Raw genomic sequence first — 25,270 nt, forward strand, 5'->3', positions numbered from 1 at the left:
CCGCCGTAGGATCGTCGGCGCACGTCGCTGTGGCCTTGCCGGTGCGAATCGCCACGATCGAGGGTGACGGCGTGCACGAGGAACGGGATGTGGCGCAGCTTGGTAGCGCATCCGCTTTGGGAGCGGAGGGTCGCAGGTTCGAATCCTGTCATCCCGACAGACGTCGGTCGCCGCGATCGAATGGTCCAGATCCACCTTCCCACCGGAACCACCCCGCACCACCACAGTCCGACACCGAGTCACTGCAGTCGAGCAGATGAAGGAGCACGTTCGTGAAGAGCACTGTCGAGCAGCTGAGCCCGACGCGAGTCCGTATCAACGTCGAGGTGCCCTTCGAGGAGCTGAAGCCTGATTTCGACCGCGCCTACAAGACGCTCGCGCAGCAGATCCGCCTGCCCGGGTTCCGGCCCGGCAAGGCGCCCGCGAAGCTTCTCGAGGCACGCGTCGGCCGCGCGAACGTCCTGAACCAGGTGGTCAACGACGCGTTGCCCGCCAAGTACAACGACGCGCTCAGCTCGACCGAGCTGAAGCCCCTCGGCCAGCCGGACATCGAGATCACCAAACTCGAGGACGGCGAGGAGATCGTCTTCACCGCCGAGGTCGACGTGCGTCCCGAGATCACGCTGCCCGACTTCTCGAGCGTCACCGTCACCGTCGACCCGGTCGAGATCACCGACGAGGCCGTCGACGAGCAGTTGCTCTCGCTGCGTCAGCGTTTCGGCACCCTCACCGGTGTCGAGCGCGCGGCGCAGACCGGCGACTTCGTCTCCATCGACCTGTCGGCCACGGTCGACGGCGAGGACGTCGCGGAGGCCTCGACCGAGGGCCTGTCCCACGAGGTCGGCTCCGGCCAGCTCATCGAGGGCCTCGACGACGCGATCGTCGGCCTGTCCGTGGGTGACTCCAAGGAGTTCCCGACGACGCTGCTCGCCGGTGAGCACGCCGGTCGGGAAGCGCAGGTCACCGTCACGGTGAAGTCGGTGAAGGAGCGCGAGCTGCCCGAGCCCGACGACGAGTTCGCCCAGCTGGCGAGCCAGTTCGACACGTTCGACGAGCTGATGGCCGATCTGCGCGAGCGCGTGGCCCGCGTCAAGAAGGTCGAGCAGGCCGGACAGATCCGCGACAAGGTGCTCGAGGCTCTGCTCGAGTCCGTCGAGGTCCCGGTTCCCGAGGCCTTCGTCAAGGCCGAGGTCGATTCCGCGCTGCACGACGCGATCCATCCTCTCGACCACGACGAGGACAAGCTCGCGCAGCAGCTCGAGGCCGCAGGCTCCTCGCGCGAGGAGTTCGACACGAACGCGCGTGAGAGTGCCGAGAAGTCCGTGCGCACCCAGCTGTTGCTCGACACCATCGCCGACGCCGAGTCGGTCCAGGTCGGACAGGAAGAGCTGACCCAGAACATCGTCTTCCAGGCGCAGCGGTACGGCATCGCACCGGAGGAGTTCATCCAGCAGGTGCAGCAGGCCAACCAGCTGCCCGCACTGTTCGCCGACATCCGACGCAGCAAGGCACTCGCCGCGATCGTCGATCGCGTCTCCGTGACCGACACCGCCGGTGCGAGCGTCGACACCAAGGAGCTCTTCGGAGATCCCGAGGACGAGGCCACCGACGAGACCGAGTCGGCGGAGATCGAGTCGTCCACGGACGAGTCGGCTGTGGACGATTCGTCTGCGGGCGAACAGCAGAAGTAACGCTCACAGCGAACGACGGCGGTTCCGGGACTCCGGGGCCGCCGTCCTTCGTTAGTGTCGGTGACAGAGAACGTGAGCGTTCCGTCCACAGGGAACGTTCGCGCTCACGGCGAGAAACTCGTTCAGGCGAGACCACATCGAGCACGAGAAGGCAGGTACCGTGACCACCACGAACCCGGCGACCAACACCGACCAGGCAGGGCCGTCCCGTCAGGCAGGGTCGATCGTGACCGCTCCGGCCATGACGTCCGCGACCGCCGGACTCAACCTCAGCGACTCCGTCTACGAGCGTCTGCTCCGTGAGCGCATCATCTTCCTCGGCACGCAGGTCGACGACGACATCGCGAACAAGCTGTGCGCCCAGATCCTCCTGCTCTCGGCAGAGGACCCCACTCGCGACATCGCGCTCTACATCAACTCGCCCGGCGGTTCCGTCTCGGCCGGCATGGCGATCTACGACACGATGAACTTCGCCGAGTGCGACGTCGCGACCTACGCGATGGGCCTGGCGGCGTCGATGGGCCAGTTTCTGCTCACCGCCGGGACCAAGGGCAAGCGCTACGCCCTGCCGCACGCCCGCATCATGATGCACCAGCCGTCCGCCGGAATCGGCGGCAGCGCGGCGGACATCGCCATCATGGCCGAGCAGTTCGCCCTCACCAAGCGCGAGATGGCCGAACTGATCGCACAGCACACCGGCCAGTCGTTCGAGCAGGTCACCGAGGACTCCGACCGCGACCGGTGGTTCACGGCGCAGCAGGCCCTCGAGTACGGCATGGTCGATCACGTCATCACACGCGCCGAGCAGGCCGGCGGCACCAGCGGAGCCGACAACTGATCGGACCGGACAGCGCAGCGCGCGACGCGCTCGCTCCTGTCGGTCGTCCGATCTCTTCACCCACACCCTTGGAGTACTGATGTCCCAGCTCTTCGATCCCCGTTCTCTCCCCGGCTCCAGCTCGCCCGCCGGGCCCGATTCCCGCTACATCCTCCCGTCCTTCGTCGAGCACTCCAGCTACGGCGTCAAGGAGTCGAACCCGTACAACAAGCTCTTCGAGGAGCGCATCATCTTCCTCGGCGTGCAGGTCGACGACGCCTCGGCGAACGACATCATGGCGCAGCTGCTCGTGCTCGAGGGTCTCGATCCCGACCGCGACATCACGATGTACATCAACTCGCCCGGTGGCTCGTTCACGTCGCTGATGGCGATCTACGACACGATGCAGTACGTGCGCGCCGATGTCGCGACCGTCTGCCTCGGTCAGGCCGCGTCGGCCGCCGCTGTGCTGCTCGCAGCGGGTGCCCCCGGCAAGCGTGCGGCACTGCCGAACGCTCGCGTCCTCATCCACCAGCCGTCCACCGGCGGTGTGCAGGGCCAGGTGTCGGACCTCGAGATCCAGGCTCGGGAGATCGAGCGCATGCGTCGTCTGATGGAGACCACCCTCGGTCGCCACACCGGCAAGGACGCCGACGTCATCCGCAAGGACACCGATCGCGACAAGATCCTCACGGCCGAGGAGGCCAAGGACTACGGGATCATCGACACCGTCTTCGAGTACCGCAAGCTCTCCGCACGCAAGTGACGCCGGCCGGCCGGAGGCCGCTCCCGACACGCCCGGACGACGGGTCGTCGACGGGTGGCTCCGGCCGGTTCCGAGCCCCCGGACTGCATCGATTCACCCACGTCCGAGGGGGTGCGACGCCGGTCCGACATGCCTGCTCGGGTTGCGTCAGAAGTCGACCTCCGACCGCGAAGGCGGGTACGGTCGCACGCAGAGATTCTCTTTCACTAGTGAGGACTAACGCTCATGGCACGCATCGGTGACGGTGGTGATCTGCTCAAGTGCTCTTTCTGCGGAAAGAGCCAGAAGCAGGTCAAGAAGCTCATTGCCGGACCAGGTGTCTACATCTGTGACGAGTGCATCGATCTGTGCAACGAGATCATCGAGGAAGAACTGGCCGAGTCGAGCGAGGTCAAGCTCGACGAGTTGCCCAAGCCCGCGGAGATCCGCGACTTCCTGGAGAACTACGTCATCGGTCAGGACACGGCGAAGCGTCGTCTCGCCGTTGCGGTCTACAACCACTACAAGCGCATCCAGGCCGGCGACAAGGCCCGTGACGCCCGTGGTGAGACCGTGGAACTGGCCAAGTCCAACATCCTGATGCTCGGCCCCACCGGTTGCGGCAAGACCTACCTCGCGCAGACGCTGGCGAAGATGCTGAACGTCCCGTTCGCCATCGCCGACGCCACCGCGTTGACCGAGGCGGGGTACGTCGGTGAGGACGTCGAGAACATCCTCCTCAAGCTGATCCAGGCCGCGGACTACGACGTCAAGCGCGCCGAGACCGGCATCATCTACATCGACGAGGTCGACAAGATCGCTCGCAAGAGCGAGAACCCGTCGATCACGCGCGACGTCTCCGGCGAGGGTGTGCAGCAGGCCCTGCTCAAGATCCTCGAGGGCACACAGGCCAGTGTCCCGCCGCAGGGTGGACGCAAGCACCCGCACCAGGAGTTCATCCAGATCGACACGACCAACGTGCTCTTCATCGTCGCCGGTGCCTTCGCCGGGCTCGAGAAGATCGTGTCGGACCGCATCGGCAAGCGAGGCCTCGGCTTCGGCGCCGAGGTCCACTCCAAGGCCGAGATCGACACGCAGGACCACTTCGCCGAGGTCATGCCCGAGGATCTGATCAAGTTCGGTCTGATTCCCGAGTTCATCGGTCGCCTGCCGGTCGTCGCGTCGGTCACGCATCTCGACAAGGAGTCCCTCGTGACCATCCTGTCGGAGCCGAAGAACGCTCTGGTGAAGCAGTACACGCGCCTGTTCGACATGGACGGTGTCGAATTGGAGTTCACCCCGGACGCGCTGGACGCGATGGCCGAGCAGGCCATCCATCGCGGCACGGGCGCTCGTGGACTGCGCGCGATCATGGAGGAAGTGCTCAACCCGGTCATGTTCGACATCCCCAGTCGTGACGACGTGGCGAAGGTGGTCGTGACGGCGGAGACCGTGAACGACAACGTGCTCCCCACCATCGTGCCGCGCAAGCCGGACCGGCCGGAACGGCGCGAGAAGAGCGCCTGACCCCCTCAGCTCGATCGAGAGCCCCGACGACCGATGGTCGCCGGGGTTCTCGTGCGTCGGGGCTCTGGAGCGTCGGGGCTCTGGAACGTCGGGGGTAGGGTCGCCGCCATGCGCGTCGCGATCACGTACTGCACCCAGTGTCAGTGGCTCCTGCGAGCCGGATGGATGGCGCAGGAACTGCTGCAGACTTTCGGATCCGACCTCACCGAGGTGGCGCTGATTCCCGGCACCGGCGGAGTCTTCCGCGTCGTGGTGGGGGAGTCCGTGGTGTGGGATCGCAAGGAGCGCGGCGGTTTTCCCGAGATCACCGTCCTGAAGCAACTCGTTCGAGACGAGGTCGACCCGGAGCGAGACCTCGGGCACGCGGACCGTCCCTAGACGCGTTCGAACACCGCCGCGAGTCCCTGGCCGCCGCCGATGCACATCGTCTCGAGGCCGTACCGCACGTCTCGTCGCACCATCTCGTGAGCGAGGGTGGTCAGGATGCGTGCGCCGGTCGCGCCGACCGGGTGGCCGAGGGAGATGCCCGAGCCGTGCGGGTTGAGCCGAGGGTCGGCGGGGTCCATCGACCACTCGGTCAGCACCGACAACACCTGGGCGGCGAACGCCTCGTTCAGTTCGACGACGTCCATGTCGTCGAGGGTGAGGCCGAGCCGGCCGAGAACGGCGGCCGTCGCCGGGACCGGGCCGATGCCCATCGTCGCCGGCGCGACACCGGCCACCGCCCATCCGGCGAGTCGGACCAGGGGTGTCAGCCCCAGCGCTGCGGCCCTGTCCGCCGTGGTGACGAGGCAGAGCGCGGCGCCGTCGTTCTGGCCGCTGGCGTTGCCGGCGGTGACCGTCGATTCCGGATCGATCGTTCCGCGGATCGGGCGGAGCCGGGACAGCGACTCGAGGGTGGTGTCGGCTCGGGGGTGCTCGTCGTCGGTGACGACGACGGGATCGCCCCTGCGCCGAGGCACCGTGACGGGCACGATCTCCTCGGCGAAGACGCCGCTCCGTTGCGCCGCGACGGCGCGCTGGTGGGACTGCACCGCGAAGGCGTCCTGGTCGGCGCGGGGCACACCGTACTGCTCGCGGAGGTTCTCGGCCGTCTCGATCATCCCACCGGGCACGGGAAAGTGTGTGCCGCCGGCCGTGATCCGGGCCCGTGCGAGCCTGTCCTGGAGGGGCACGGAGTCGGCGCCGACGCCCCACCGCACACCGTCTGTGTAGAACTCGGTGGAGCTCATCGACTCCACGCCGCCCGCGAGCACGACGTCGCTCACGCCCGTGGAGACCTGCATGCAGGCGTCGAGAACGGCCTGCAGCCCGGACCCGCAGCGGCGGTCGACCTGGCGGCCGGGGACGCCGATGCCGAGCCCCGCATCTAGTGCGGCGACGCGTCCGATCGCCGGTGCCTCGCCGTTCGGTGCGCCCTGCCCGAGGATCACGTCGTCGATGTCGGCGCCGGACAGCCCGGTGCGCGAGAGGATCTCGATGATCACGGCAGACGCGAGGTCCGCTGCGGGAACGGTCTTCAGGGCCCCGCCGAAGCGGCCCACGGGGGTGCGCAGCGGAGCGCAGATGACGGCGTCGAGCATGGCGTGGTCTCGTCTCGTGTGTCGGTGTTCGGGTGGGGGGAGAGGTCAGGAGGTGTGGGCTGCGTCCGACCGCGACGCGACGCGGGCGAGATCGGCGTCGATGGCGGCCGCGGTGCTCAGCAGCGCCGGCACGACGGTGGTTCTCAACTCGTCGAGCGAGTAGCGCGCCGCGGGCGTGCTGATGTTGACCGCGGCGGTGACGGCGCCGCCGTGCCCGTGCAGCGGCGCGGCGACCGAGCGGAGTCCGATCTCGAGTTCCTGATCGACGATGCAGAAGCCCTGTGCCCGAACGCGATCGAGTTCGGCGCGCAGGCTCGACTCCGTCGTCACCGTTCGTCCCGTGCGGTCGCGGAGGTCGGTGCGCGCGAGAAGGTCCGCGAGAGCGTTCTCGTCGACACCGGCCCACAGGACTCTGCCCATCGAGGTGGCGTAGGCGGGGAAACGGGTGCCGATGGTGATGGACACGGTCATGATGCGGCTCACCGGGACCCGGGCGACGTAGACGACGTCGAGGTCGTCCAGGACGGACACCGACGAGGACTCGTGCACGCGCGCGGTCAATGCCTCGAGATGCGGTCCGGCGATCTCGGGGAGCGAGAGCGACGAGAGGTACGAGTAGCCGAGATCGAGGACCCTCGGAGTCGGCGCGAAGGTGGTGCCGTCGGTGCGGACGTACCCGAGTTCGACCAGGGTGAGCAGGAAGCGACGGGCCGTGGCGCGGGTGAGATCGGTGGCTCGGGCGACCTCGGACAGCGTGCGACGGGGATGGTCCGCGTCGAAGGCCCGGATCACCGCGAGTCCGCGGGCGAGGGACTGCACGTGATCCGCGGCGGCAGCGCGGGTCTGCGGCGGTGCGGGCTCGGTCATGGGGTCCACTCCTCGTCGGCTCGGATGCGCGTGTCTCATTGAAGCACAGTGTTCGCATCACGGACTTCTGTTCACTTGTCGAACAGTGCGTTAGGGTCACGGTCATGATGAACAAGGTGGTGGCCTCGGCCGCCGAGGCGGTGGCCGACATCCCGAGCGGATCGTCGATCGCGGTGGGCGGATTCGGTCTGGTCGGTGTGCCGGAGCTTTTGATCGCTGCACTGCTCGATCAGGGTGCGACCGATCTCGAGACCATCAGCAACAACTGCGGGACCGACGGCTTCGGGTTGGGAATCCTGTTGGAGCAGGGCCGGATCCGCAGGACCGTCAGCTCGTACGTCGGGTCGAACAAGGAGTTCGCCCGCCAGTACCTCGGCGGTGAGCTCGAAGTGGAGCTGACACCGCAGGGCACGCTCGCCGAGCGGCTGCGAGCGGGCGGCGCCGGAGTCCCGGCCTTCTTCACCCCCGCGGGGGTGGGGACCCAGGTCGCCGAGGGCGGGCTGCCACAGCGGTACGACGGCGCCGGCGGGGTCGCTCTCGCCTCGGCCCCGAAGGAGACGCGCGAGTTCGACGGTGTCACCCATGTCCTCGAGCGCGGGATCGCCGCCGACTTCGCACTGGTGCACGCCTGGAAGGGTGATCGGTACGGCAATCTCGTCTACCGGGCCAGCGCCCGCAACTTCAATCCACCGGCAGCGGAGTCGGGGCGCATCACCATCGCCCAGGTGGAGCATCTGGTCGAGCCGGGGGAGCTGACGCCCGAGGACGTGCACACGCCCGGAATCCACGTTCAGCGCGTCGTCGTCGTCGGGCCCGTGACGGTCGGGATCGAGCGCAGGACGGTGCGGTCATGACCCCGACTCCCCGCACACGGGACGAGATGGCGGCACGGGTGGCCGCCGAACTCGAGGACGGGCAGTACGTGAACCTGGGCATCGGTATGCCCACGTTGATCCCGGCCCACATTCCCCCCGACAGGACCGTGATCCTGCACTCGGAGAACGGAGTTCTGGGCGTGGGCCCGTACCCCACCGAGGACGAACTCGATCCCGAGCTGATCAATGCCGGCAAGGAGACCGTCACCGTGCTCCCGGGGGCCTCGTTCTTCGACTCGGCACAGTCCTTCGGCATGATCCGCGGCGGCGCCGTGGACGTCGCCGTCCTCGGCGCGATGCAGGTGGACAGCCGCGGTGATCTCGCCAACTGGATGATCCCCGGCCACATGGTCAAGGGGATGGGCGGCGCGATGGACCTGGTCCACGGAGCGCGACGCGTCATCGTGATGATGGAACACGTCTCCCGCAGCGGGGAGCCCAAGATCGTCGAGAGCTGCACGCTCCCGCTCACCGGTCGCGGCTGCGTGCACCGCATCATCACCGATCTGGCGGTCCTCGACGTCACGGCGGACGGGCTCGAACTGATCGAGACCGCACCCGGCGTGGGGGTCGACGACGTCCTCGCGGCGACGGGCGCCGAGGTCCGCGTCCGGACGTAGCGTTACCGTTTCCTTCTCATGGTCGACTCACTCACCGACGGACTGAAGGTCCGCCACCTGACGATGATGGGCCTCGGCTCCGCGATCGGCGCCGGGCTGTTCCTGGGCACGGGCGCCGGCATCGCCGCCGCGGGACCCGCCGTCCTCCTGTCCTACGCCATCGCCGGCTTCCTCGTGATCCTCGTCATGCGCATGCTCGGCGAGATGGCCGCCGCCTCGCCGTCGTCGGGATCGTTCTCGACCTACGCCGAGATGGCGTTCGGCCGCACCGCCGGCTTCGTCACCGGCTGGCTGTACTGGTTCACCCTCGTCATGGTCATGGGCGCCGAGATGACCGGCGCCGCAGCCTTCATGGGTGCATGGTTCGGCGTGGATCCGTGGATCCCCGCCCTCGTGGCCATGGTCGTCTTCGCCGCGATCAACCTCGCGAAGGTGTCGAACTTCGGCGAGTTCGAGTTCTGGTTCGCTGCTATCAAGGTCACCGTCATCATCGGGTTCCTCGTCGTCGGGACGTTGCTGGTGTTCGGCCTGCTCCCCGGTTCGGCCCCTGTCGGCGCCGCCAACTTCACCGGTCTCGGTGGGTTCGCGCCCAATGGCGTCTCGGGCATCGCCGCGGGCTTGCTGGTCGTGGCGTTCGCCTTCGGCGGCATCGAGATCGTGACCATCGCGGCGGCCGAGTCGAAGGACCCGGCCCTGTCGGTGGGGCGCGCGGTGCGCAGCGTCGTGTGGCGCATCAGCGTCTTCTACCTCGGGTCGATCCTGGTGATCACGTTGTTGCTGCCGTGGAACCGTCTCGACGAGGCGCAGTCGGCCGCGGAGAGCCCGTTCACGCTGGTGCTGCAGCAGGCGAACCTCTCCGGGGTGGTCGGCTTCATGGAGGCCGTCATCGTGCTGTCTCTGCTCAGTGCCTTCAACGCGCAGATCTACGCGACCAGCCGGATGATGTACTCACTGGCGCTGCGGGAAGGCCGGAGGGGGCCGTTGGCGCGGGTGGATGCGTCGGGGGTCCCGCGTGCCGCGCTGCTCGTCTCGGTGTTCTTCGGCTTCGTGGCCGTGCTGCTGAACTATCTCGACCTCGACGGTCTGCTGACGTTCCTGCTCAACGCCGTGGGCGCGTCCCTGTTGGCGATCTGGGCGGTGACGGTGGCGTCGCAGCTACGACTACGACGCCGTCTGGAGGCGGCAGGTCCACTGCCCGTTCGCATGTGGGCGTTCCCGTACCTCAGCTGGGTGGCGCTTGCGCTCCTCGTGGGCCTGACCGTGCTCATGCTGACGGACGCGTCGTCCCGTCGTCAGGTACTCGCCACCCTCGCGGTGCTCGTGCTGTTGACCGTCGTCGGTCTGATCACCGGGCGTCGTCGGGCGGCGGCTCGCTGATCACACGGTGGGCGTGGGTGTAGACGTTCATACCGTCTCCGCGGAGGAAGCCGACGACAGTCAGGCCGGACTCGTCGGCGAGGTCGACGGCGAGCGACGACGGCGCGGACACCGCGGCGAGGATCGGGATCCCGGCCATGACGGCCTTCTGCGCGAGCTCGAAGGATGCGCGTCCGCTGACCATGAGCACCGTTCCCGTGAGAGGAACCCGTCCCTCGAGAACCGCCCACCCGATCACCTTGTCCACGGCGTTGTGTCGGCCGACGTCCTCCCGCACCGCGAGAAGCGTGCCGTCCGTGTCGAAGAGCGCGGCCGCGTGCAGCCCGCCCGTGGACGCGAAGATGCGCTGGTGCTCGCGGAGGGTGTCCGGGAGCGTGGTCAGGACGGTCGTCGTGACTGTCGCGCCGTCGGCTCCGGGGGAGTGGCGGGTCTTGAGCCGCACCGCATCGAGTGACGCCTTGCCGCAGACGCCGCAGGACGACGTCGTGTAGAAGTTCCGTTCGACCCCGGGGTCGGGTGGTGGGACGTGCGCTGCCAGAGCGAGATCGAGCACGTTGTAGGTGTTGAGCCCCTCGTCGTCGACACCGTCGCAGTACCGTGCGGCCAGAATGTCGTCGCGGCCGCCGATGACGCCCTCGGTGGCGAGGAACCCGTGCGCGAGTTCGACGTCGTGTCCGGGCGTACGCATGGTGACGGCCAACGCCTTGCCGCCGACGCGTAACTCCAACGGTTCCTCGGCGACCACGGTGTCGGGCCGTGACGAGCGGTGCGGTCCGCGGATGCGGACGACCGGTCGGCGGACGGTGGCGCGGCCCATCAGTGGTGGCTCTCGTGCGACGTGCTCATCACTCCATAGTGGACCCGCGTCGGCCCGGCGCGCGGACGGACCCGTGTCCGAGGCGGCGGTGCATAAGTTAGCCTTGCCTACACCAGGGGGGCTGGGTCCCCGCCGTCCATCGAAGGGACCACCTCACCATGGCCATGTCGGCCGGCGTCTCACGTCGTTCTTTCCTCCTCGGTGCCACCGGCGCGATCGTCGCGGTGGCCGCTGCGTGCAGCAGTTCGGACTCCGGCGGATCGCAGGACTCCGGCGCGACCGTGTCCACGAAGTACGGCGAGGTCACCGTGCCGTCGGATCCGCAGCGCGTCGTCAGCGTCGGGTACAACGACCAGGACACCCTGCTCGCGCTGGGTGTCGTTCCGGTCGGAGTGTTCGACTGGTACGGCGACTACCCGTCCGCGACCTGGCCCTGGGCGCAGTCTGCGCTGGGGGGCGCCGCACCGGCGATCGTCGGGACCGCGTCCGAGGGCATCGACGTGGAGAAGGTGGCGTCGGCAGGCCCCGATCTCATCGTCGGTACCTATGCCGGTATCACGCAGTCGGAGTTCGACTCGCTGTCCCAGCTCGCCCCGACCGTCACCCAGCCGACCGGTTTCGTCGACTACGGCATTCCGTGGCGCGACCAGACCACACTGCTCGGCCAGGCGCTCGGTCGGGCCGATCAGGCGAGCACGCTGATCACCGATCTCGAGCGCGAGTTCGCCGACACGGCTGCCGCCAACCCGTCGTTCGCCGGCAAGACGGTGCTGCTCGGAGCGCTGCAGGGCCCCGGACAGTTCGGTGTCTACGGCGCGCAGGACCCGAAGGTGCGCTTCCTCAACGAACTGGGCTTCGTGAATCCGCCGGTCGTCGACCAGGTGGGCGAGCGCAACTTCGCCACCGTGAGCACCGAGCAGTTGTCTCTCGCCGACGTCGACGTGCTCGTCTGGTACGCCGGTGGCGGCTTCGGTGACAAACTCCGTGCCGAGCTGGCGGCCACTCCCGTCTACCAGCAGCTGACCGCCGTCCAGGAGAATCGCGTGATCATTCTCGAGGACGAGGCCGCCGAGGCCATGGCGTGGAGCACCGTGCTCAGCCTGCCGTTCGCGTTGCAGGAGATCCCCGGCCGGCTGGCACCTCTCGTGCGCTGACAGGCCCGACGGTGGATCGGCCGGCGGTACTGTCGGCGGCGTGACCGTGCTGATCATCGGCGACGCCGACCGTCCGGACTCGGCCGGTGAGAGCCCGGGCCGATTCGCGGTGCGAGGTACGGAGTCGGACGCGTGGTTCGAGGCCGAGACGGACCGTGCGGTGGTCGGCTGGCGCTGTGTGCTGATCGGTTCCGCAGCCGATGTCGCGGTCTACCGTGAGCGGGCGCTGCGGGCGGGCGCAGAACCCGACGAGATCTCCGTCGTCGTCACGCAGGACGGCAGTGTCGACGTCTACTGCCCGGTGTGCGGAACGGTCGGACCGGCACCGCCCTGTGGGTCCTGCGGTGCGAATCTCGTGGTGACCGACCATGTCTCGAGCCGTCTCGCTGCTCGCCTCGGCGTTCCGGACGCCGCGTCGTGACACTGCGGGTGGTCCACTCGACCGCGGTCACTCCGGACGGTGCGGTGCGGCGCATCGACCTCGCGCCGCTGCGCTCGGGGGACGCGCTGCCGTCGTTCGTGCCCGGAAGCCACGTGGTGGTGCGCTGCGGCGACGACGCGTCCGCCCCGTACAACGCCTATTCCCTGATCGGGCCGCCGCACGCCCCGTCCCTCTACTCGTGCGCGGTACTCGCCGTCGGCGCCGGGTCGCGATGGCTGCAGAGCCGGCGCCCGGGTGACCTCGTCGAGGTCGACACTCCGCGCAGCACCTTCGCTCCGGTTCTCCGTGCGCGGAGGCACCTGCTGGTGGCCGGCGGGATCGGCATCACGCCGATCCTGTCCCTGGCGCGGTGGCTCGGGTCGACCGCCGAGGTGCACTACGTCCACCGGTCGGAACGCGGCGCGTTCGCCGAGGACGTGGCCACGTCGTGCGATGCGCGGATCAGCACCACCCGCGAGGACTTCACGAGCGGACTGGCGGACGCGCTCACCCGGCAGCCACTGGGAACTCACCTGTTCGTCTGCGGGCCACCCTCTCTCGTCGAAGCGACGCTGACTGCCGCGCGTGCGGTGGGCTGGCCGGAGAGCCGTCTGCACACCGAGGCGTTCATCCGCCCCGATACTCCTCGCCGGTCGTTCGTGCTCGAACTCGCGCGCAGCGGTCGCACCCTGCCGGTGTCGGCCGACGAGTCGGTGCTGGACGTCCTCGACACTGCCGCCGTGTCCGTCGACCGGCAGTGTCGTCACGGTGTCTGCGGTCGGTGTCGGACGCCCGTGCTCGCGGGCGCCGTCGATCATCGCGACCTGTTCCTGTCCGACGACGAACGCACACGGTCGGATTCGATGATGGTCTGCGTGTCCCGCGCCGCGGGGGACCGTCTGGTGGTGGACCTGTGACCGACCTACGGGCCTTCCCGTTCCCCTTCGACGGTGACACGTACCGGTACAGCACGAATCTCGAACCGGCGCGCACGGCTCATCGGACCGCAGCGGGCGGCTGGGGTGAGCACGTCGTCGAACCGGGCACCGACTATCGGGACGCGCTGGCCGAACGCGCCCGCATCCTCGCACGGGACCCCAGGCGAGCGGTGTCGTTGCCGCACATGGCGCCGGCCGGGTGGGACGCGCTCGAGACGGTGCTGACCGAACTGCACCGCAGCGTGCCCGACGAGACGACGCTCGATCTCGACGACGGGCGTGTCCGTTTCTCGAACAGATTGTCCGGCACCAGCATCGACGTCGCCAGAGGTGACCCGAGCGTCGACCCACTGCTGCTGGCGGCAGGGGAGACCCCGGACGATCTCGTCCTGCTGGACACCCGCGGGGGCGAGCTGTTCGCCGACGCGGGCGTGGTGACGTTCGCGTCGGGGTGGTCCGTGAACTTCGCTCTGGGTGCGAGCTTCGAGGACATCCACGGTCCCGTCCCGCGTGTGCGGGACGAGGGGGTCGTGGCGCGGGCGCGCGCGTTCCTCCTCGGGCTGGGTGCGGGAGCGATCGTGCGGCGCACCAACTGGTCGCTCGGGGTCGATCATCGGCTCGACGCCTCTCTGGAGACGCGCGGGGAGTGGGCACCCGCGCGACGGCACCTCGAGACCGCGTCCGTCGACGAGGTCGGCCGGCGCCTCTGCCTGCGGGTCGAGGTGCAGCACCTGACGCGCCTCGCTCCGTCCGGTGCGATCCTCTTCCTCATCCGCACCCATCAGGCCTCGCTCGACGAACTCGCCGCGGTGCCCGGCTGGGCGGAGCGCGTCGTCGCGGTCACCGCGGAGCTGCCGCGTGACATGGCCGACTACAAGGGGCTGACCGCGCTGCGACCGGCGATCGACCGCTGGTGGCGGAGCAGACGTCGCGCGGTGCTCGGGTGATCGCCTAGGTTCGGGGGCATGACCGACGCGAGCGCTTTCCGGACTCCCGACGCCTACCTCGACCTTCCCCGCATCGCGGGGCTCGCACTGTCCGTCGACGGAGCGTTGCTCGTCACCACGATGTCCGAGCTGAATGCCGCACGGACGAAGTACGTCTCGAGTCTGTGGTCCATCGCGACGGACGGCACGTCGGCGCCGCGCCGGCTCACCCGGTCCGCCACCGGTGACTCCGCACCGACCTTCGCCGCGAACGGCGACCTGCTCTTCGTGCGAGCGGCGTCCGGTGACGACGACGCACCGTCCGCGGTGTGGGCGCTGTCCGCGCGGGGCGGAGAGGCCCGCAGAGTCGCGCACCGCGGCGGAGGGGTCGGGGGAGTCGTGGCCGCGTCCGACGCGCCGGTGTTCGCCGTCGCCGGTGAGGTTCTGGGCGACGTCGACCGTGACGAGACGCTGCGCGCGCTGCGGAAGGACAAGGCCGTCTCCGCGATCCTGCACAGCGGATATCCGATGCGGCACTGGGACAGCGACCTCGGTCCGGCGTCCACGCACGTCTTCGTGGGGAACCTCGGCGATACCGAGGACACCGACGTCGCACTGCGGACGGTGACGCCGCGACCCGGCGGTTCGGCGGGCGGCGGCGCGTACCGCGACACCTCCGTCGCGGTGGCTCCCGACGGCTCGTGGCTGGTGGCCACACGCAGGGTCGCGGGAGCCGATGCCACCACACGGCACGTGCTCGTCCGGATCGACACCTCGGACGGTGCCGACGCCGTGCTGGTCGACGACCCGGTGGCCGACGTCGGAGCCCCTGCCGTCTCGCCGGACGGAACGCGCGTCGCCTATGTGCGCGAGACGCATCCGGAACCGGATGCGGCGCCGCGGACCACGCTGCACGTCCTCGACCTGACGACCGGGCTGCCGGAGCAGTGGGCGGCCGGGTGGGACCGGTGGCCGTCGTCGCCGGTGTGGTCCGCCGACGGGCGCAGCATCCTGGTGACGGCGGACGACGACGGCCGGGCACCGATCTTCGTCGTGACGCGCGACGCGGCCCGCCGCCTGACGCAGGACGACCACGCCTACACCGACCTGCGCCCGGCTCCGGACGGTGATGTCGTCCACGCGCTGCGCTCGTCGTATCTCGTTCCGCCGCATCCGGTCCGGATCACGCTCGTCGACGGTGCGGTGACCGAGCTGCGATCACCGGCCGCCACGCCGGCACTGCCGGGCACCCTCGAGGACGTCGAGACCACCGCCGAGGACGGTGTGCGGGTGCGCGCCTGGTTGGCTCTCCCCACGGGCACGTCCGCCGACTGGCCCGCGCCGCTGGTGCTGTGGGCGCATGGCGGACCGCTCGGATCGTGGAACGCCTGGTCGTGGCGCTGGAATCCGTGGATGCTGGTGGCCCAGGGATTCGCCGTCCTGCTCCCCGATCCGGCACTGTCCACCGGGTACGGGCAGGCGTTCGTGCAGCGCGGCTGGGGCCGATGGGGGACGGAGCCCTACACGGACCTGATGGCCGTCACCGACGCCGTCGAGCAACGCGAGGACATCGACTCCACGCGCACGGCGATGATGGGCGGCTCGTTCGGCGGCTACATGGCCAACTGGGTCGCAGGTCACACCGACCGCTTCCGGGCGATCGTCTCGCACGCCGGTCTGTGGGCGCTGGACCAGTTCGGTCCCACCACCGACGAGGCGTCGTACTGGGCGCACGAGATGACGCCGGAGATGGCGTTCGAGAACTCACCGCACCTGGCCGTCGCGGACATCGTCACCCCGATGCTGGTGATCCACGGCGACAAGGACTATCGCGTGCCCGTGGGCGAAGCGCTGCGGTTGTGGTGGGAGCTGTTGTCCGAGTCCGGTTCTCCCGCCGACGAGAACGGGGAGACCGTGCACCGGTTCCTGTACTTCCCCGACGAGAACCACTGGATCCTCTCGCCGCAGCACACCGCTGTCTGGTACGGCGCCGTGCACGCCTTCCTGGCCGAGCACGTACTCGGACAATCCACTCCGATGCCCGAGATCCTCGCGGCGCGACCGGGCCGGACCGTCGATCCCGACGCGCACTAGAATCACCCGGTGACCAGATCGACGACAGCGCCCGACGAGAACCCTGCCGACCGCCTGCCCAAGGCCTGGAATCCCGGTGACGTGGAAGCAGGCCTCTACCAGGGATGGGTCGACTCCGGGTACTTCGTCGCCGATCCGGACAGCGCGAAGCCGGGGTACTCGATCGTGCTCCCGCCGCCCAACGTCACCGGCAGCCTGCACATGGGCCATGCCCTCGATCACACACTGATGGACGTCCTGTCCCGCCGCAAGAGGATGCAGGGCTACGAGGTGCTGTGGCTTCCCGGCATGGACCACGCGGGCATCGCCACGCAGTCGCTCGTGGAGAAGCAACTCGTCGCCGAGGGAACGTCCAAGGACGAACTGGGTCGGGACGCCTTCATCGAGAAGGTGTGGGAGTGGAAGCGTGAGTCCGGCGGCACCATCGGCGAGCAGATGCGCCGGATCGGTGACGGCGTCGACTGGAGCCGCGAGCGGTTCACGATGGACGAGGGCCTCTCGCGTGCCGTCCAGACCATGTTCAAGCTGCTCCACGATCGTGGCCTGATCTACCGCGCCGAGCGCCTCGTCAACTGGTCGCCGGTGCTCAAGACGGCGATCTCCGACATCGAGGTCAAGTACGAGGACGTCGAGGGCGAACTGGTCTCGCTGCGCTACGGATCGTTGAACGACGACGAACCGCACGTGGTGGTCGCCACCACTCGTGTCGAGACGATGCTCGGCGACACCGCTGTCGCCGTTCACCCCGACGACGAGCGCTACCGGGACCTGGTGGGAACGACGCTTCCGCACCCGTTCCTCGACCGCGAGATCCCGGTCGTCGCCGACGACTACGTCGACCCCGAGTTCGGCACCGGCGCCGTGAAGATCACGCCGGCACACGACCCCAACGACTTCGAGATGGGTCTCCGGCACAGCTTGCCGATGCCGTCGATCATGGACACGTCGGGCCGGATCGCCGACACCGGAACGCAGTTCGACGGTATGGACCGCTTCGAGGCTCGTGTCGCCGTGCGCGAGGCACTCGCGGAGCAGGGCCGCGTCGTCGCCGAGAAGCGTCCGTACGTCCACAGTGTCGGCCACTCCGAGCGCAGCGGCGAGCCCATCGAGCCGCGACTCTCCCTCCAGTGGTGGGTGAACGTCTCCACGTTGGCGGCCTCCGCCGGCGACGCCGTGCGCGACGGGCGCACCGTGGTGCACCCGAAGAGTCAGGAACCGCGGTGGTTCGCCTGGGTCGACGACATGCACGACTGGTGCATCTCGCGCCAGCTGTGGTGGGGGCACCGCATCCCCATCTGGTACGGACCCGACGGTGAGACGGTCTGCCTGGGCCCCGACGAGACGCCGCCCGAGGGCTGGGTGCAGGACCCGGACGTGTTGGACACGTGGTTCTCGTCCGGCCTGTGGCCCTTCTCGACGATGGGCTGGCCCGACCGCACTCCCGACCTCGAGAAGTTCTATCCCACCAGCGTTCTCGTCACGGGTTACGACATCCTGTTCTTCTGGGTCGCCCGCATGATGATGTTCGGCACCACCGTCGGCGACGAGCTGCCCGGTCCGGTGCCGTTCCGCGACGTGTTCCTGCACGGGTTGGTGCGTGACGAGTTCGGCCGCAAGATGTCGAAGTCGAAGGGCAACGGCATCGACCCTCTCGACTGGGTCGACCGATTCGGTGCGGATGCACTGCGTTTCACGCTGGCGCGCGGCGCGCATCCCGGCGGTGACCTCTCGGTCGGCGAGGACAACGCGCAGAGTTCGCGCAACTTCGCCACCAAGCTGTTCAACGCCACCAAGTTCGCGTTGATGAACGGCGCTGTGGTGCAGGATCTCCCGGCCCGCGAGACGCTCACGGACGCCGACCGCTGGATCCTCGACCGGCTGGCGACGGTGCGCGCCGAGGTGGACGACGCGCTGGACCGCTACGAGTTCGGCAAGGCGTGCGAGGCGCTGTACCACTTCGCCTGGGACGAGGTCTGCGACTGGTACCTCGAACTGGCCAAGGTGCAGTTCTCGTCGGAGAGCGCGGCGGAACCCACTCGTATCGTCCTCGGTGTCGTGCTCGATTCCATTCTCCGCCTGCTGCATCCGGTTGTCCCGTTCGTCACCGAGACGCTCTGGAAGGCGCTCACGGGCGGCGAGAGCATCGTGGTCGCACCGTGGCCGAAGGAGACCGGGGTCGGAGCCGATCCCGTCGCGTTGCAACGCGTGTCCGACATGCAGAAGCTCATCACCGAGGTGCGCCGCTTCCGCAGCGACCAGGGCGTGAAGCCGAAGCAGAAGGTCCCGGCGCGGCTGCTCGGGGTCGAGGAGGCGGACCTCACGGCACAGATCCCCGCGACCCGTGCGCTCGCCTTCCTGACGGAGCCGGAGGAGGACTTCGCCGAGACGGCGTCCATCGAGGTCCGACTCTCGCTCGGTACCGTCGTCGTCTCCGTCGACACGTCCGGCACCGTCGACGTGGCTGCCGAGCGCAAGCGCGCCGAGAAGGATCTCGCGGCCGCGGAGAAGGAACTCGCCGCGACCACGGCCAAGCTGGGCAACGAGGCCTTCATCGGCAAGGCCCCCGAGGCGGTCGTGGACAAGATCCGCGCACGGCAGCAGATCGCCCGCGAGGACGTCGAGCGCATCACCGCACGCCTGCGTGAGATGGGGCCGGCGTGAGCTATCCGGGAAACTCCGGGCCGGAGGGGGTGACGGGACCCTCGCCGGTCGATCTCGCCGAGTTCACGCTGGTGGAGTCCGAACTGGACCAGCGCTGGGGCGAGACGACCATCGAGCCGTCGCTCACGCGCATCAGTGCGCTGATGGACCTGCTCGGGTCCCCGCAGGCGAACTACCCGTCCATCCACGTCGCGGGCACCAACGGCAAGACGTCGGTCACCCGGATGATCGAGTCGCTGCTGCGGGCGTTCCACCGGCGCACCGGTCGCACCACCAGCCCCCACCTGCAGTTGGCCACCGAGCGGATCGCTGTCGACGGGGTGCCGCTGACCCCTCGCCAGTACGTCGACACGTACCGCGACATCCTGCCGTACGTCGAGATGATCGACGCGCAGTCGGAGGCCGCGGGCGGGCCCAGAATGAGCAAGTTCGAGGTGGTGACCGCGATGGCGTTCGCGGCGTTCGCGGAGGCCCCGGTCGACGTCGCCGTCGTCGAGGTGGGTCTCGGCGGGCGGTGGGACGCCACCAACGTGGTGGACGCGCAGGTCTCCGTCATCACCCCGATCGGTATCGACCACATCGAGTACCTCGGTACCGATCTGGCCGGTATCGCCGAGGAGAAGGCCGGCATCATCAAGAAGGCCCCCGAACGGCTCGATCCGGTCGACACGGTGGCGGTTCTCGACGAGCAGCAACCCGAGGTCACCGACGTCCTGTTGCGGCGTGCCGTGGAGATGGACGCGGCGGTGGCCCGCGCCGGGTCCGAGTTCGTGGTCCTGGCCCGTCGCGTCGCGGTCGGCGGTCAGCAGCTCGAGCTCCGCGGCCTCGGCGGCGTGTACGACGACATCTTCCTTCCGCTCCACGGTGAACACCAGGCGCGCAACGCCTCGCTGGCCCTCGCGGCGGTCGAGGCGTTCTTCGGCGCGGGTGCCGACCACGGACTCGACGTCGAGACGGTGCGCGAGGGTTTCGCCTCGGTGGTGAACCCGGGCCGACTCGAGCGGGTGCGCAACGCACCGACGGTCTTCGTCGACGCCGCGCACAACCCGCACGGCGCCGCCGCACTCGCCGCGACGCTCACGGCCGAGTTCGACTTCCGCAAGCTCGTCGGCGTCGTGTCCGTGATGAAGGACAAGGACGTCGACGGCATTCTGCAGGCACTCGAACCCGTACTCGACGAGATCGTCGTGACCCACAACGGCTCCCCGCGCGGGCTCGACGTCGAGGCACTCGCCGACGCCGCCGTGGCCAAGTTCGGCGACGAGCGTGTCGTCGTCGCGGAGACGCTCCCGGACGCACTCGAGATCGCGATCGGCATCGCGGAGGACGTCGCGGACGAGGGTGAGGCCGTCTCCGGTGCCGGCGTCGTCGTCACGGGATCCGTGGTGACCGCCGGTGCGGCACGCACTCTCTTCGGGAAGGACCCGGTATGACAGTCCCCGAGGCGGGCCAGGTCCCGCCGCCCGCACGCGATCCGTGGAAGGGGTTCCGCGGCGTCTGCGCCGGCACCCTCGTCCTCGAGGCGATCGTCGTCTTCCTGTCCCTCCCGGTCGTCGCGACCGTTGGCGGCGGACTCACGTGGATCAGTGGGACGTACATCATCGCGCTGGGCGTGGTCATGCTGCTCGGTGCAGGACTGCAGGGTCGGTCGTGGGCTCTGTCTCTCGATCTCGCGCTGCAGGTCCTGGTGATCCTCGGCTTCTTCGCGCACCCGTCGATCGCCGTCGTGGGCGTGCTGTTCCTCGCCGTGTGGGTGTACCTGCTGTATCTGCGCCGCGATCTCCGCAAGCGCATCGCCGAGGGCCGGTTGCCGAGCCAGCGAGAATGACGCCGGTGCTCCGGGGCCGATCGAGGGTCCTCTAGGCTCAGCGCTCGTGACCGAACGCACTCTCGTACTGATCAAGCCGGACGGCGTCGAACGTCGCTACGTCGGCGACATCCTCGGCCGTATCGAGCGCAAGGGGCTCGACCTCGTCGCCCTGAAGCTCCTGACGGTGGACCGCGAGGTGGCGGAGAAGCACTACGCCGAGCACGCCGAGCGGCCGTTCTTCCCCGACCTCATCGAGTTCATCACCTCGGGACCGCTCGTCGCGGCGGTGCTCGAGGGTCCTCGTTCCATCGAGGCCTTCCGTCAGATCGCCGGTGGCACCGACCCCGTGGCCAAGGCGACGCCCGGCACCATCCGCGCCGACCTCGCGCTGGACGGACAGAAGAACCTGGTCCACGGCTCCGACTCGCCCGAGTCCGCTGCTCGTGAGATCGCGCTCTGGTTCCCCGAGCTCGGCTGACGCTCCACCTCGAGTCCCACCCCCGACCGCCGGGCCGCACCGCGAACCCCGCAGTGGCACGCGGCGGTCGGGGAGTGTGGGATACTGGCCTAGGTCGCGGCGCGCACCACGCGAACGTGACCGGATGACAATCACGGACCGAAGCCCGTCATCGCGAACACGCGCAGGCATCGATGCGAGTCTCCTTCTCGCACCGCCGACGCGTCCCGCTGAAGATCAGGTGCTCGGATCGGCCATCCGCCCAGGCAGTGCGGTGACAGTCGCCGACCGTTCCGGTCGACGACCTGACGCAGTGCGAACCCGCTTTTTCGTCGGATCGTCCGATCCCGCGAACGAACCATGACTCCCGCGTGGCCGCGTGCCATTCGACGGACGACGCCCGATCGGGCACCTCGACCGTGGATGTTCGCGCCCGGGAGCCCGAGGAGAACACGTGGCCGACACCGTGCCGCCCCAGGAGCCGCTCGATCAGGGCGCCCCCACCTTCCCCGAGCGCATCCGCGTTCACGCGCTCGCCAAGCTGCTGGGAGTGACCAGCAAGCAGGTCGTCGCCCAGCTGGCCGAGATGGGCGTGGACGTCCGCAGCGTCCAGTCCAGCGTCGTTCGTGACGACGCGCAGACCGTCGCCTCCGCACTGGGTGCTCCGGCGCTCGACGCCGCCGACGTGGCAGATCTGCCCGCTGCCGAGAGCACACCTCCCGCCGCCGAAGAGACCAGCTCGGCGTCCACGGCCGACGAGAGTCCGGCCTCTCCCACCGAGCCGGACCTCTTCACGAACATCGAGACGGCCGAGGCGACGGCCCCGTCGTCCGCCGACCCCGCCACCGCGCCGCTGTTCCTGCAGCCCGAGGTCACCGAGGCGCCGAAGGCTCCCCGGACGCGGGCACGTCGCGCTCGATCCGCGCCGAAGAAGGCGGAGGTCGACGAGACCACGACAGCGGACGCACCCGAGGCCGACGGCACTGCCGACGTGTCCACCCCTGTCGAGGTGTCCGCCCCCGCCGAGAGCACCCCTGTCGTCGAGACGGCGACCGAGTCCGACACCTCCTCGTCCGATGCCTCCGCGTCCGACGAGGGCACCGACGACGACGCGAACGAGCAGGACGGATCGTCCGGTCCTCGCCGCCGCCGCCGTGGCCGTCGTGGCCGTGGTCGCGGACGCGGTGACAACCAGAACGACGACAACCAGAACGACGATCAGAACGACGACGACGAGTCGGACGAGTCCGCCGCGGATCGCTCCGATGCGCCTGCCGCCGAGGACGCGACGGCGGAACCGGAGACCCCGGACACGGACGACGCCGCGGAGGGCGACGACGCGCCGAAGCGCTCCTCGAGCCGCCGCTCGCGCAGCCGTCGTGGGTCGCGGGCGGACACGTCCGCCGACTCGGACGCGCCCGAGACCACCGATTCGACCGACGCGTCGAGCACGACCGACACCACTGCCGGCGAGACGGAACCGTCCGCGGAGGACACCGACGGTGCCTCCGGGGAGAGCGACGGTGCCTCCGGGGACAACGACGACGACTCGACCGGGGACAGCGCGAGCCGTCGTCGGCGCCGCCGTCGTCGCCGCAAGAGCGGTGGCGAGAGCGCGGACTCCGAGACCACGACCGACGACGATCCGCCCAACACGGTGGTGCACGAACGCGAGCCGCGTCAGCGCGCGGCCAAGTCCAAGGACGAGGTCCAGGGCATCACCGGGTCGACCCGGCTCGAGGCGAAGCGTCAGCGTCGCCGCGACGGTCGTGACGCCGGCCGTCGCCGTCCGCCGATCCTGACCGAGTCCGAGTTCCTCGCGCGCCGCGAGTCGGTGGACCGGACGATGGTCGTGCGCGAGAAGTCGCTGGCCGGGCACCCGGACCTGACCCAGGTCGCGGTGCTCGAGGACGGCGTTCTCGTCGAACACTTCGTCACCAGCACGGCCTCGGGCTCCATCGTGGGCAACGTGTACCTCGGCCGCGTGCAGAACGTGCTACCCAGCATGGAAGCCGCGTTCATCGACATCGGCAAGGGCCGCAACGGTGTGCTGTACGCCGGCGAGGTCGACTGGGACGCCGCCGGGCTGGGCGGCAACAGCCGCAAGATCGAGCAGGCCCTCAAGCCCGGTGACCAGGTGCTCGTGCAGGTCAGCAAGGATCCCGTCGGGCACAAGGGCGCCCGGTTGACCACGCAGATCTCGCTCGCCGGCCGCTTCCTGGTCTACGTGCCCGGTGGCTCGTCCACCGGCATCAGCCGCAAGCTGCCCGACAACGAGCGCAAGCGTCTCAAGGACATCCTGCGCGACATCGTCCCGTCCGAGGCCGGGGTCATCATCCGGACCGCGTCGGAGGGCGTCAGCGCCGAGGAGCTCGAGCGCGACGTCACCCGTCTGCAGGCGCAGTGGGCCACCGTCTCGGAGCGTTCGACGGGTGCCGAGGCCTCCAAGTCGTCGGCTCCGGTCACGCTGTACGAGGAGCCCGACCTCCTGGTCAAGGTGGTCCGCGATCTCTTCAACGAGGACTTCTCCAAGCTGGTCATCGAGGGCGACCGTGCCTGGTCGACGGTGCAGAACTACATCGAGACCGTCGCCCCCGACATGCTGCCCCGCGTCGAGCGGTACACCTCGGCGTCCAAGGACGTCGATGTCTTCGGTGCCTTCCGCATCGACGAGCAGCTGGCCAAGGCGCTCGACCGCAAGGTGTGGTTGCCGTCCGGCGGCACGCTGGTGATCGACCGCACCGAGGCCATGACCGTGGTCGACGTCAACACCGGCAAGTTCACCGGTGAGGGCGGCAACCTCGAGGAGACCGTCACCCGGAACAACCTCGAGGCGGCCGAGGAGGTCGTGCGGCAGATGCGCTTGCGCGACATCGGCGGCATGATCGTCGTCGACTTCATCGACATGGTGCTCGAGTCCAACCGCGACCTGGTGCTCCGTCGCCTGACCGAGGCCCTGGGCCGCGATCGCACACGGCACCAAGTGTCCGAGGTGACGTCGCTCGGACTGGTCCAGATGACGCGCAAGCGCATGGGTACCGGTCTCATCGAGGCGTTCTCCACGACGTGCGAGCACTGCCACGGGCGTGGGCTGATCATGCATCAGTTCCCCGTCGAGCCGGCCAAGGACGAGGGTGGGCGCTCCCACTCCCGCTCCGATCGGTCGCGGTCCGACAACTCCCGTTCGGACACCACCTCCCGCTCCGACAGCCAGGCCTCCGAGGGCGGCTCGCGTCGCAAGCGCGGCGGCCGGGACCGTTCGGAGAATCGAGTCGACGAGACGACGACGGCCGAGACCACCGAGTCCGAGTCGGGAAGCGACACGGCTGTGCGTCGTGCTCATCCCGTCGCTCTGGCCATGGCGGCGCACCTGCATCCGGACGATGTCGCCGAGGTGGCGGACACCGTGTCGGATCCGATCGAGGACGCGACGGCCGCCGTGGCAGCGGTGCGCGACGCCGCCGGCCGCAACGGCCGATCGGACTCGGCCGCCGAGGTGACCGAGACGTCGGACACGCCGTCGACACCCGATTCCGCCACACCCGAACCCGCGGCGCCGGAGCCTGTCGCTCCCGAACCCACCGCCGCGACGCGTCCGCGCCGCAGTCGTCGGGTGTCCCGAGCGGCGTCCGCGCCGGCCGGGGACTCCGCCGGCACGGTCATCGTGGTGCCCTCGGCACCCGAGACGTCCACGGCAGCACCGACTTCCGACAGCGGCGACGAGGGCGGCGCTGCCGAACCCGTTGCAGTGACCGTCGGGGGCGGCGCCTCCGTGGAGCCCGTCGCACCGGTCCGGCGTCCGCGCCGTCGGGCAGCGGGTCGGCCGGCCGGACCGCCGGTGGACGACGAGGCCTGAGCTGCGGCCGAGCACCGGGCCCGGCGGTTTGACC

Annotated in this window: 21 protein-coding genes and 1 tRNA gene; 19 read left to right on the forward strand and 3 right to left on the reverse strand. The window is 69.3% G+C overall.

Annotation, left to right across the window (positions count from 1 at the left end):
- The first annotated feature begins 83 nt into the window (after positions 1-83).
- The 6 genes from OG947_RS18045 to OG947_RS18070 all read left to right on the forward strand — a co-directional run bounded on the left by OG947_RS18045 (position 84) and on the right by OG947_RS18070 (position 5,158).
- Positions 84-157, forward strand: a tRNA-Pro gene (locus tag OG947_RS18045).
- Between the two features lie 115 nt (positions 158-272).
- Positions 273-1,691: a trigger factor gene (tig, locus tag OG947_RS18050; protein ID WP_328812555.1), complete on the forward strand. Its 1,419-nt coding sequence runs from the start codon at positions 273-275 to the stop codon at positions 1,689-1,691.
- A 241-nt stretch (positions 1,692-1,932) separates the two neighbouring features.
- Positions 1,933-2,529, forward strand: a complete 597-nt coding sequence (locus OG947_RS18055) for an ATP-dependent Clp protease proteolytic subunit (RefSeq protein WP_051613384.1) — start codon at positions 1,933-1,935, stop codon at positions 2,527-2,529.
- 79 nt (positions 2,530-2,608) lie between these two features.
- On the forward strand, positions 2,609-3,274 hold the full coding sequence (locus OG947_RS18060; RefSeq protein ID WP_027505653.1) for an ATP-dependent Clp protease proteolytic subunit: 666 nt from the start codon (positions 2,609-2,611) through the stop codon (positions 3,272-3,274).
- Positions 3,275-3,499: 225 nt separating this feature from the next.
- Entirely contained in the window at positions 3,500-4,780 is a 1,281-nt protein-coding gene (clpX, locus tag OG947_RS18065; protein ID WP_027505654.1) for an ATP-dependent Clp protease ATP-binding subunit ClpX, read from the forward strand.
- A 108-nt stretch (positions 4,781-4,888) separates the two neighbouring features.
- Positions 4,889-5,158, forward strand: a complete 270-nt coding sequence (locus tag OG947_RS18070; protein WP_027505655.1) for a SelT/SelW/SelH family protein — start codon at positions 4,889-4,891, stop codon at positions 5,156-5,158.
- Here OG947_RS18070 and OG947_RS18075 read toward each other — a convergent pair.
- Both OG947_RS18075 and OG947_RS18080 read right to left on the reverse strand, forming a co-directional pair.
- On the reverse strand, positions 5,155-6,363 hold the full coding sequence (locus tag OG947_RS18075; protein WP_056445905.1) for an acetyl-CoA C-acetyltransferase: 1,209 nt from the start codon (positions 6,361-6,363) through the stop codon (positions 5,155-5,157). The genes OG947_RS18070 and OG947_RS18075 overlap by 4 nt on opposite strands.
- A gap of 45 nt (positions 6,364-6,408) precedes the next feature.
- Complete coding sequence (locus tag OG947_RS18080) at positions 6,409-7,230, reverse strand: IclR family transcriptional regulator domain-containing protein (RefSeq protein ID WP_328812557.1); 822 nt, start codon at positions 7,228-7,230, stop codon at positions 6,409-6,411.
- A gap of 107 nt (positions 7,231-7,337) precedes the next feature.
- Here OG947_RS18080 and OG947_RS18085 point away from each other — a divergent pair, with 107 nt between their 5' ends.
- Genes OG947_RS18085 through OG947_RS18095 form a run of 3 tightly spaced genes read left to right on the forward strand, consistent with a single transcriptional unit; the run spans position 7,338 to position 10,102 of the window.
- Complete coding sequence (locus tag OG947_RS18085) at positions 7,338-8,084, forward strand: CoA transferase subunit A (RefSeq protein ID WP_037185784.1); 747 nt, start codon at positions 7,338-7,340, stop codon at positions 8,082-8,084.
- The gene (locus OG947_RS18090) at positions 8,081-8,725 is read left to right on the forward strand and encodes a CoA transferase subunit B (RefSeq protein ID WP_328812558.1); all 645 of its coding nucleotides are present in this window, start codon (positions 8,081-8,083) and stop codon (positions 8,723-8,725) included. Before OG947_RS18085 ends, OG947_RS18090 begins: the two co-directional genes overlap by 4 nt.
- Before the next feature lie 18 nt (positions 8,726-8,743).
- Entirely contained in the window at positions 8,744-10,102 is a 1,359-nt protein-coding gene (locus tag OG947_RS18095) for an amino acid permease (protein WP_328812559.1), read from the forward strand.
- Here the strand turns inward: OG947_RS18095 and fdhD are convergent.
- Positions 10,071-10,919 carry a formate dehydrogenase accessory sulfurtransferase FdhD gene (gene fdhD / locus OG947_RS18100; protein ID WP_027505660.1) on the reverse strand — a complete coding sequence of 283 codons (849 nt, stop codon included), beginning with the start codon at positions 10,917-10,919 and terminating at the stop codon, positions 10,071-10,073. The two genes, OG947_RS18095 and fdhD, sit on opposite strands and share 32 nt — an antisense overlap.
- 164 nt (positions 10,920-11,083) lie before the next feature.
- On the opposite strand from fdhD, the gene OG947_RS18105 reads away from it, so the two are divergent.
- The 10 genes from OG947_RS18105 to OG947_RS18150 all read left to right on the forward strand — a co-directional run bounded on the left by OG947_RS18105 (position 11,084) and on the right by OG947_RS18150 (position 25,236).
- The gene (locus OG947_RS18105; RefSeq protein ID WP_328814059.1) at positions 11,084-12,073 is read left to right on the forward strand and encodes an iron-siderophore ABC transporter substrate-binding protein; all 990 of its coding nucleotides are present in this window, start codon (positions 11,084-11,086) and stop codon (positions 12,071-12,073) included.
- 40 nt (positions 12,074-12,113) lie between these two features.
- Positions 12,114-12,494, forward strand: a complete 381-nt coding sequence (locus OG947_RS18110; RefSeq protein ID WP_328812561.1) for a dimethylamine monooxygenase subunit DmmA family protein — start codon at positions 12,114-12,116, stop codon at positions 12,492-12,494.
- On the forward strand, positions 12,491-13,411 hold the full coding sequence (locus tag OG947_RS18115; RefSeq protein ID WP_328812562.1) for a PDR/VanB family oxidoreductase: 921 nt from the start codon (positions 12,491-12,493) through the stop codon (positions 13,409-13,411). Before OG947_RS18110 ends, OG947_RS18115 begins: the two co-directional genes overlap by 4 nt.
- On the forward strand, positions 13,408-14,379 hold the full coding sequence (locus tag OG947_RS18120) for a heme-dependent oxidative N-demethylase family protein (protein WP_328812563.1): 972 nt from the start codon (positions 13,408-13,410) through the stop codon (positions 14,377-14,379). Before OG947_RS18115 ends, OG947_RS18120 begins: the two co-directional genes overlap by 4 nt.
- An 18-nt stretch (positions 14,380-14,397) precedes the next feature.
- Entirely contained in the window at positions 14,398-16,452 is a 2,055-nt protein-coding gene (locus OG947_RS18125) for a S9 family peptidase (protein ID WP_328812564.1), read from the forward strand.
- Positions 16,453-16,461: 9 nt separating this feature from the next.
- Positions 16,462-19,113 (forward strand): valine--tRNA ligase, encoded by a 2,652-nt coding sequence (locus OG947_RS18130; RefSeq protein WP_328812565.1) that lies wholly within the window; start codon positions 16,462-16,464, stop codon positions 19,111-19,113.
- The gene (folC, locus tag OG947_RS18135; protein WP_328812566.1) at positions 19,110-20,546 is read left to right on the forward strand and encodes a bifunctional tetrahydrofolate synthase/dihydrofolate synthase; all 1,437 of its coding nucleotides are present in this window, start codon (positions 19,110-19,112) and stop codon (positions 20,544-20,546) included. The genes OG947_RS18130 and folC overlap by 4 nt, the downstream gene beginning before the upstream one ends.
- Entirely contained in the window at positions 20,543-20,941 is a 399-nt protein-coding gene (locus OG947_RS18140) for a DUF4233 domain-containing protein (protein ID WP_328812567.1), read from the forward strand. The genes folC and OG947_RS18140 overlap by 4 nt, the downstream gene beginning before the upstream one ends.
- A gap of 46 nt (positions 20,942-20,987) precedes the next feature.
- The gene (ndk, locus tag OG947_RS18145) at positions 20,988-21,401 is read left to right on the forward strand and encodes a nucleoside-diphosphate kinase (protein ID WP_056445877.1); all 414 of its coding nucleotides are present in this window, start codon (positions 20,988-20,990) and stop codon (positions 21,399-21,401) included.
- Between the two features lie 433 nt (positions 21,402-21,834).
- A complete protein-coding gene (locus tag OG947_RS18150; protein WP_328812568.1) occupies positions 21,835-25,236 on the forward strand; it encodes a translation initiation factor IF-2 N-terminal domain-containing protein in 3,402 nt (1,133 codons plus the stop codon).
- Positions 25,237-25,270: the final 34 nt, after the last annotated feature.

Origin of the sequence: Rhodococcus sp. NBC_00297 (assembly GCF_036173065.1) — a bacterium.
Taxonomy (GTDB): Bacteria; Actinomycetota; Actinomycetes; order Mycobacteriales; family Mycobacteriaceae; genus Rhodococcoides.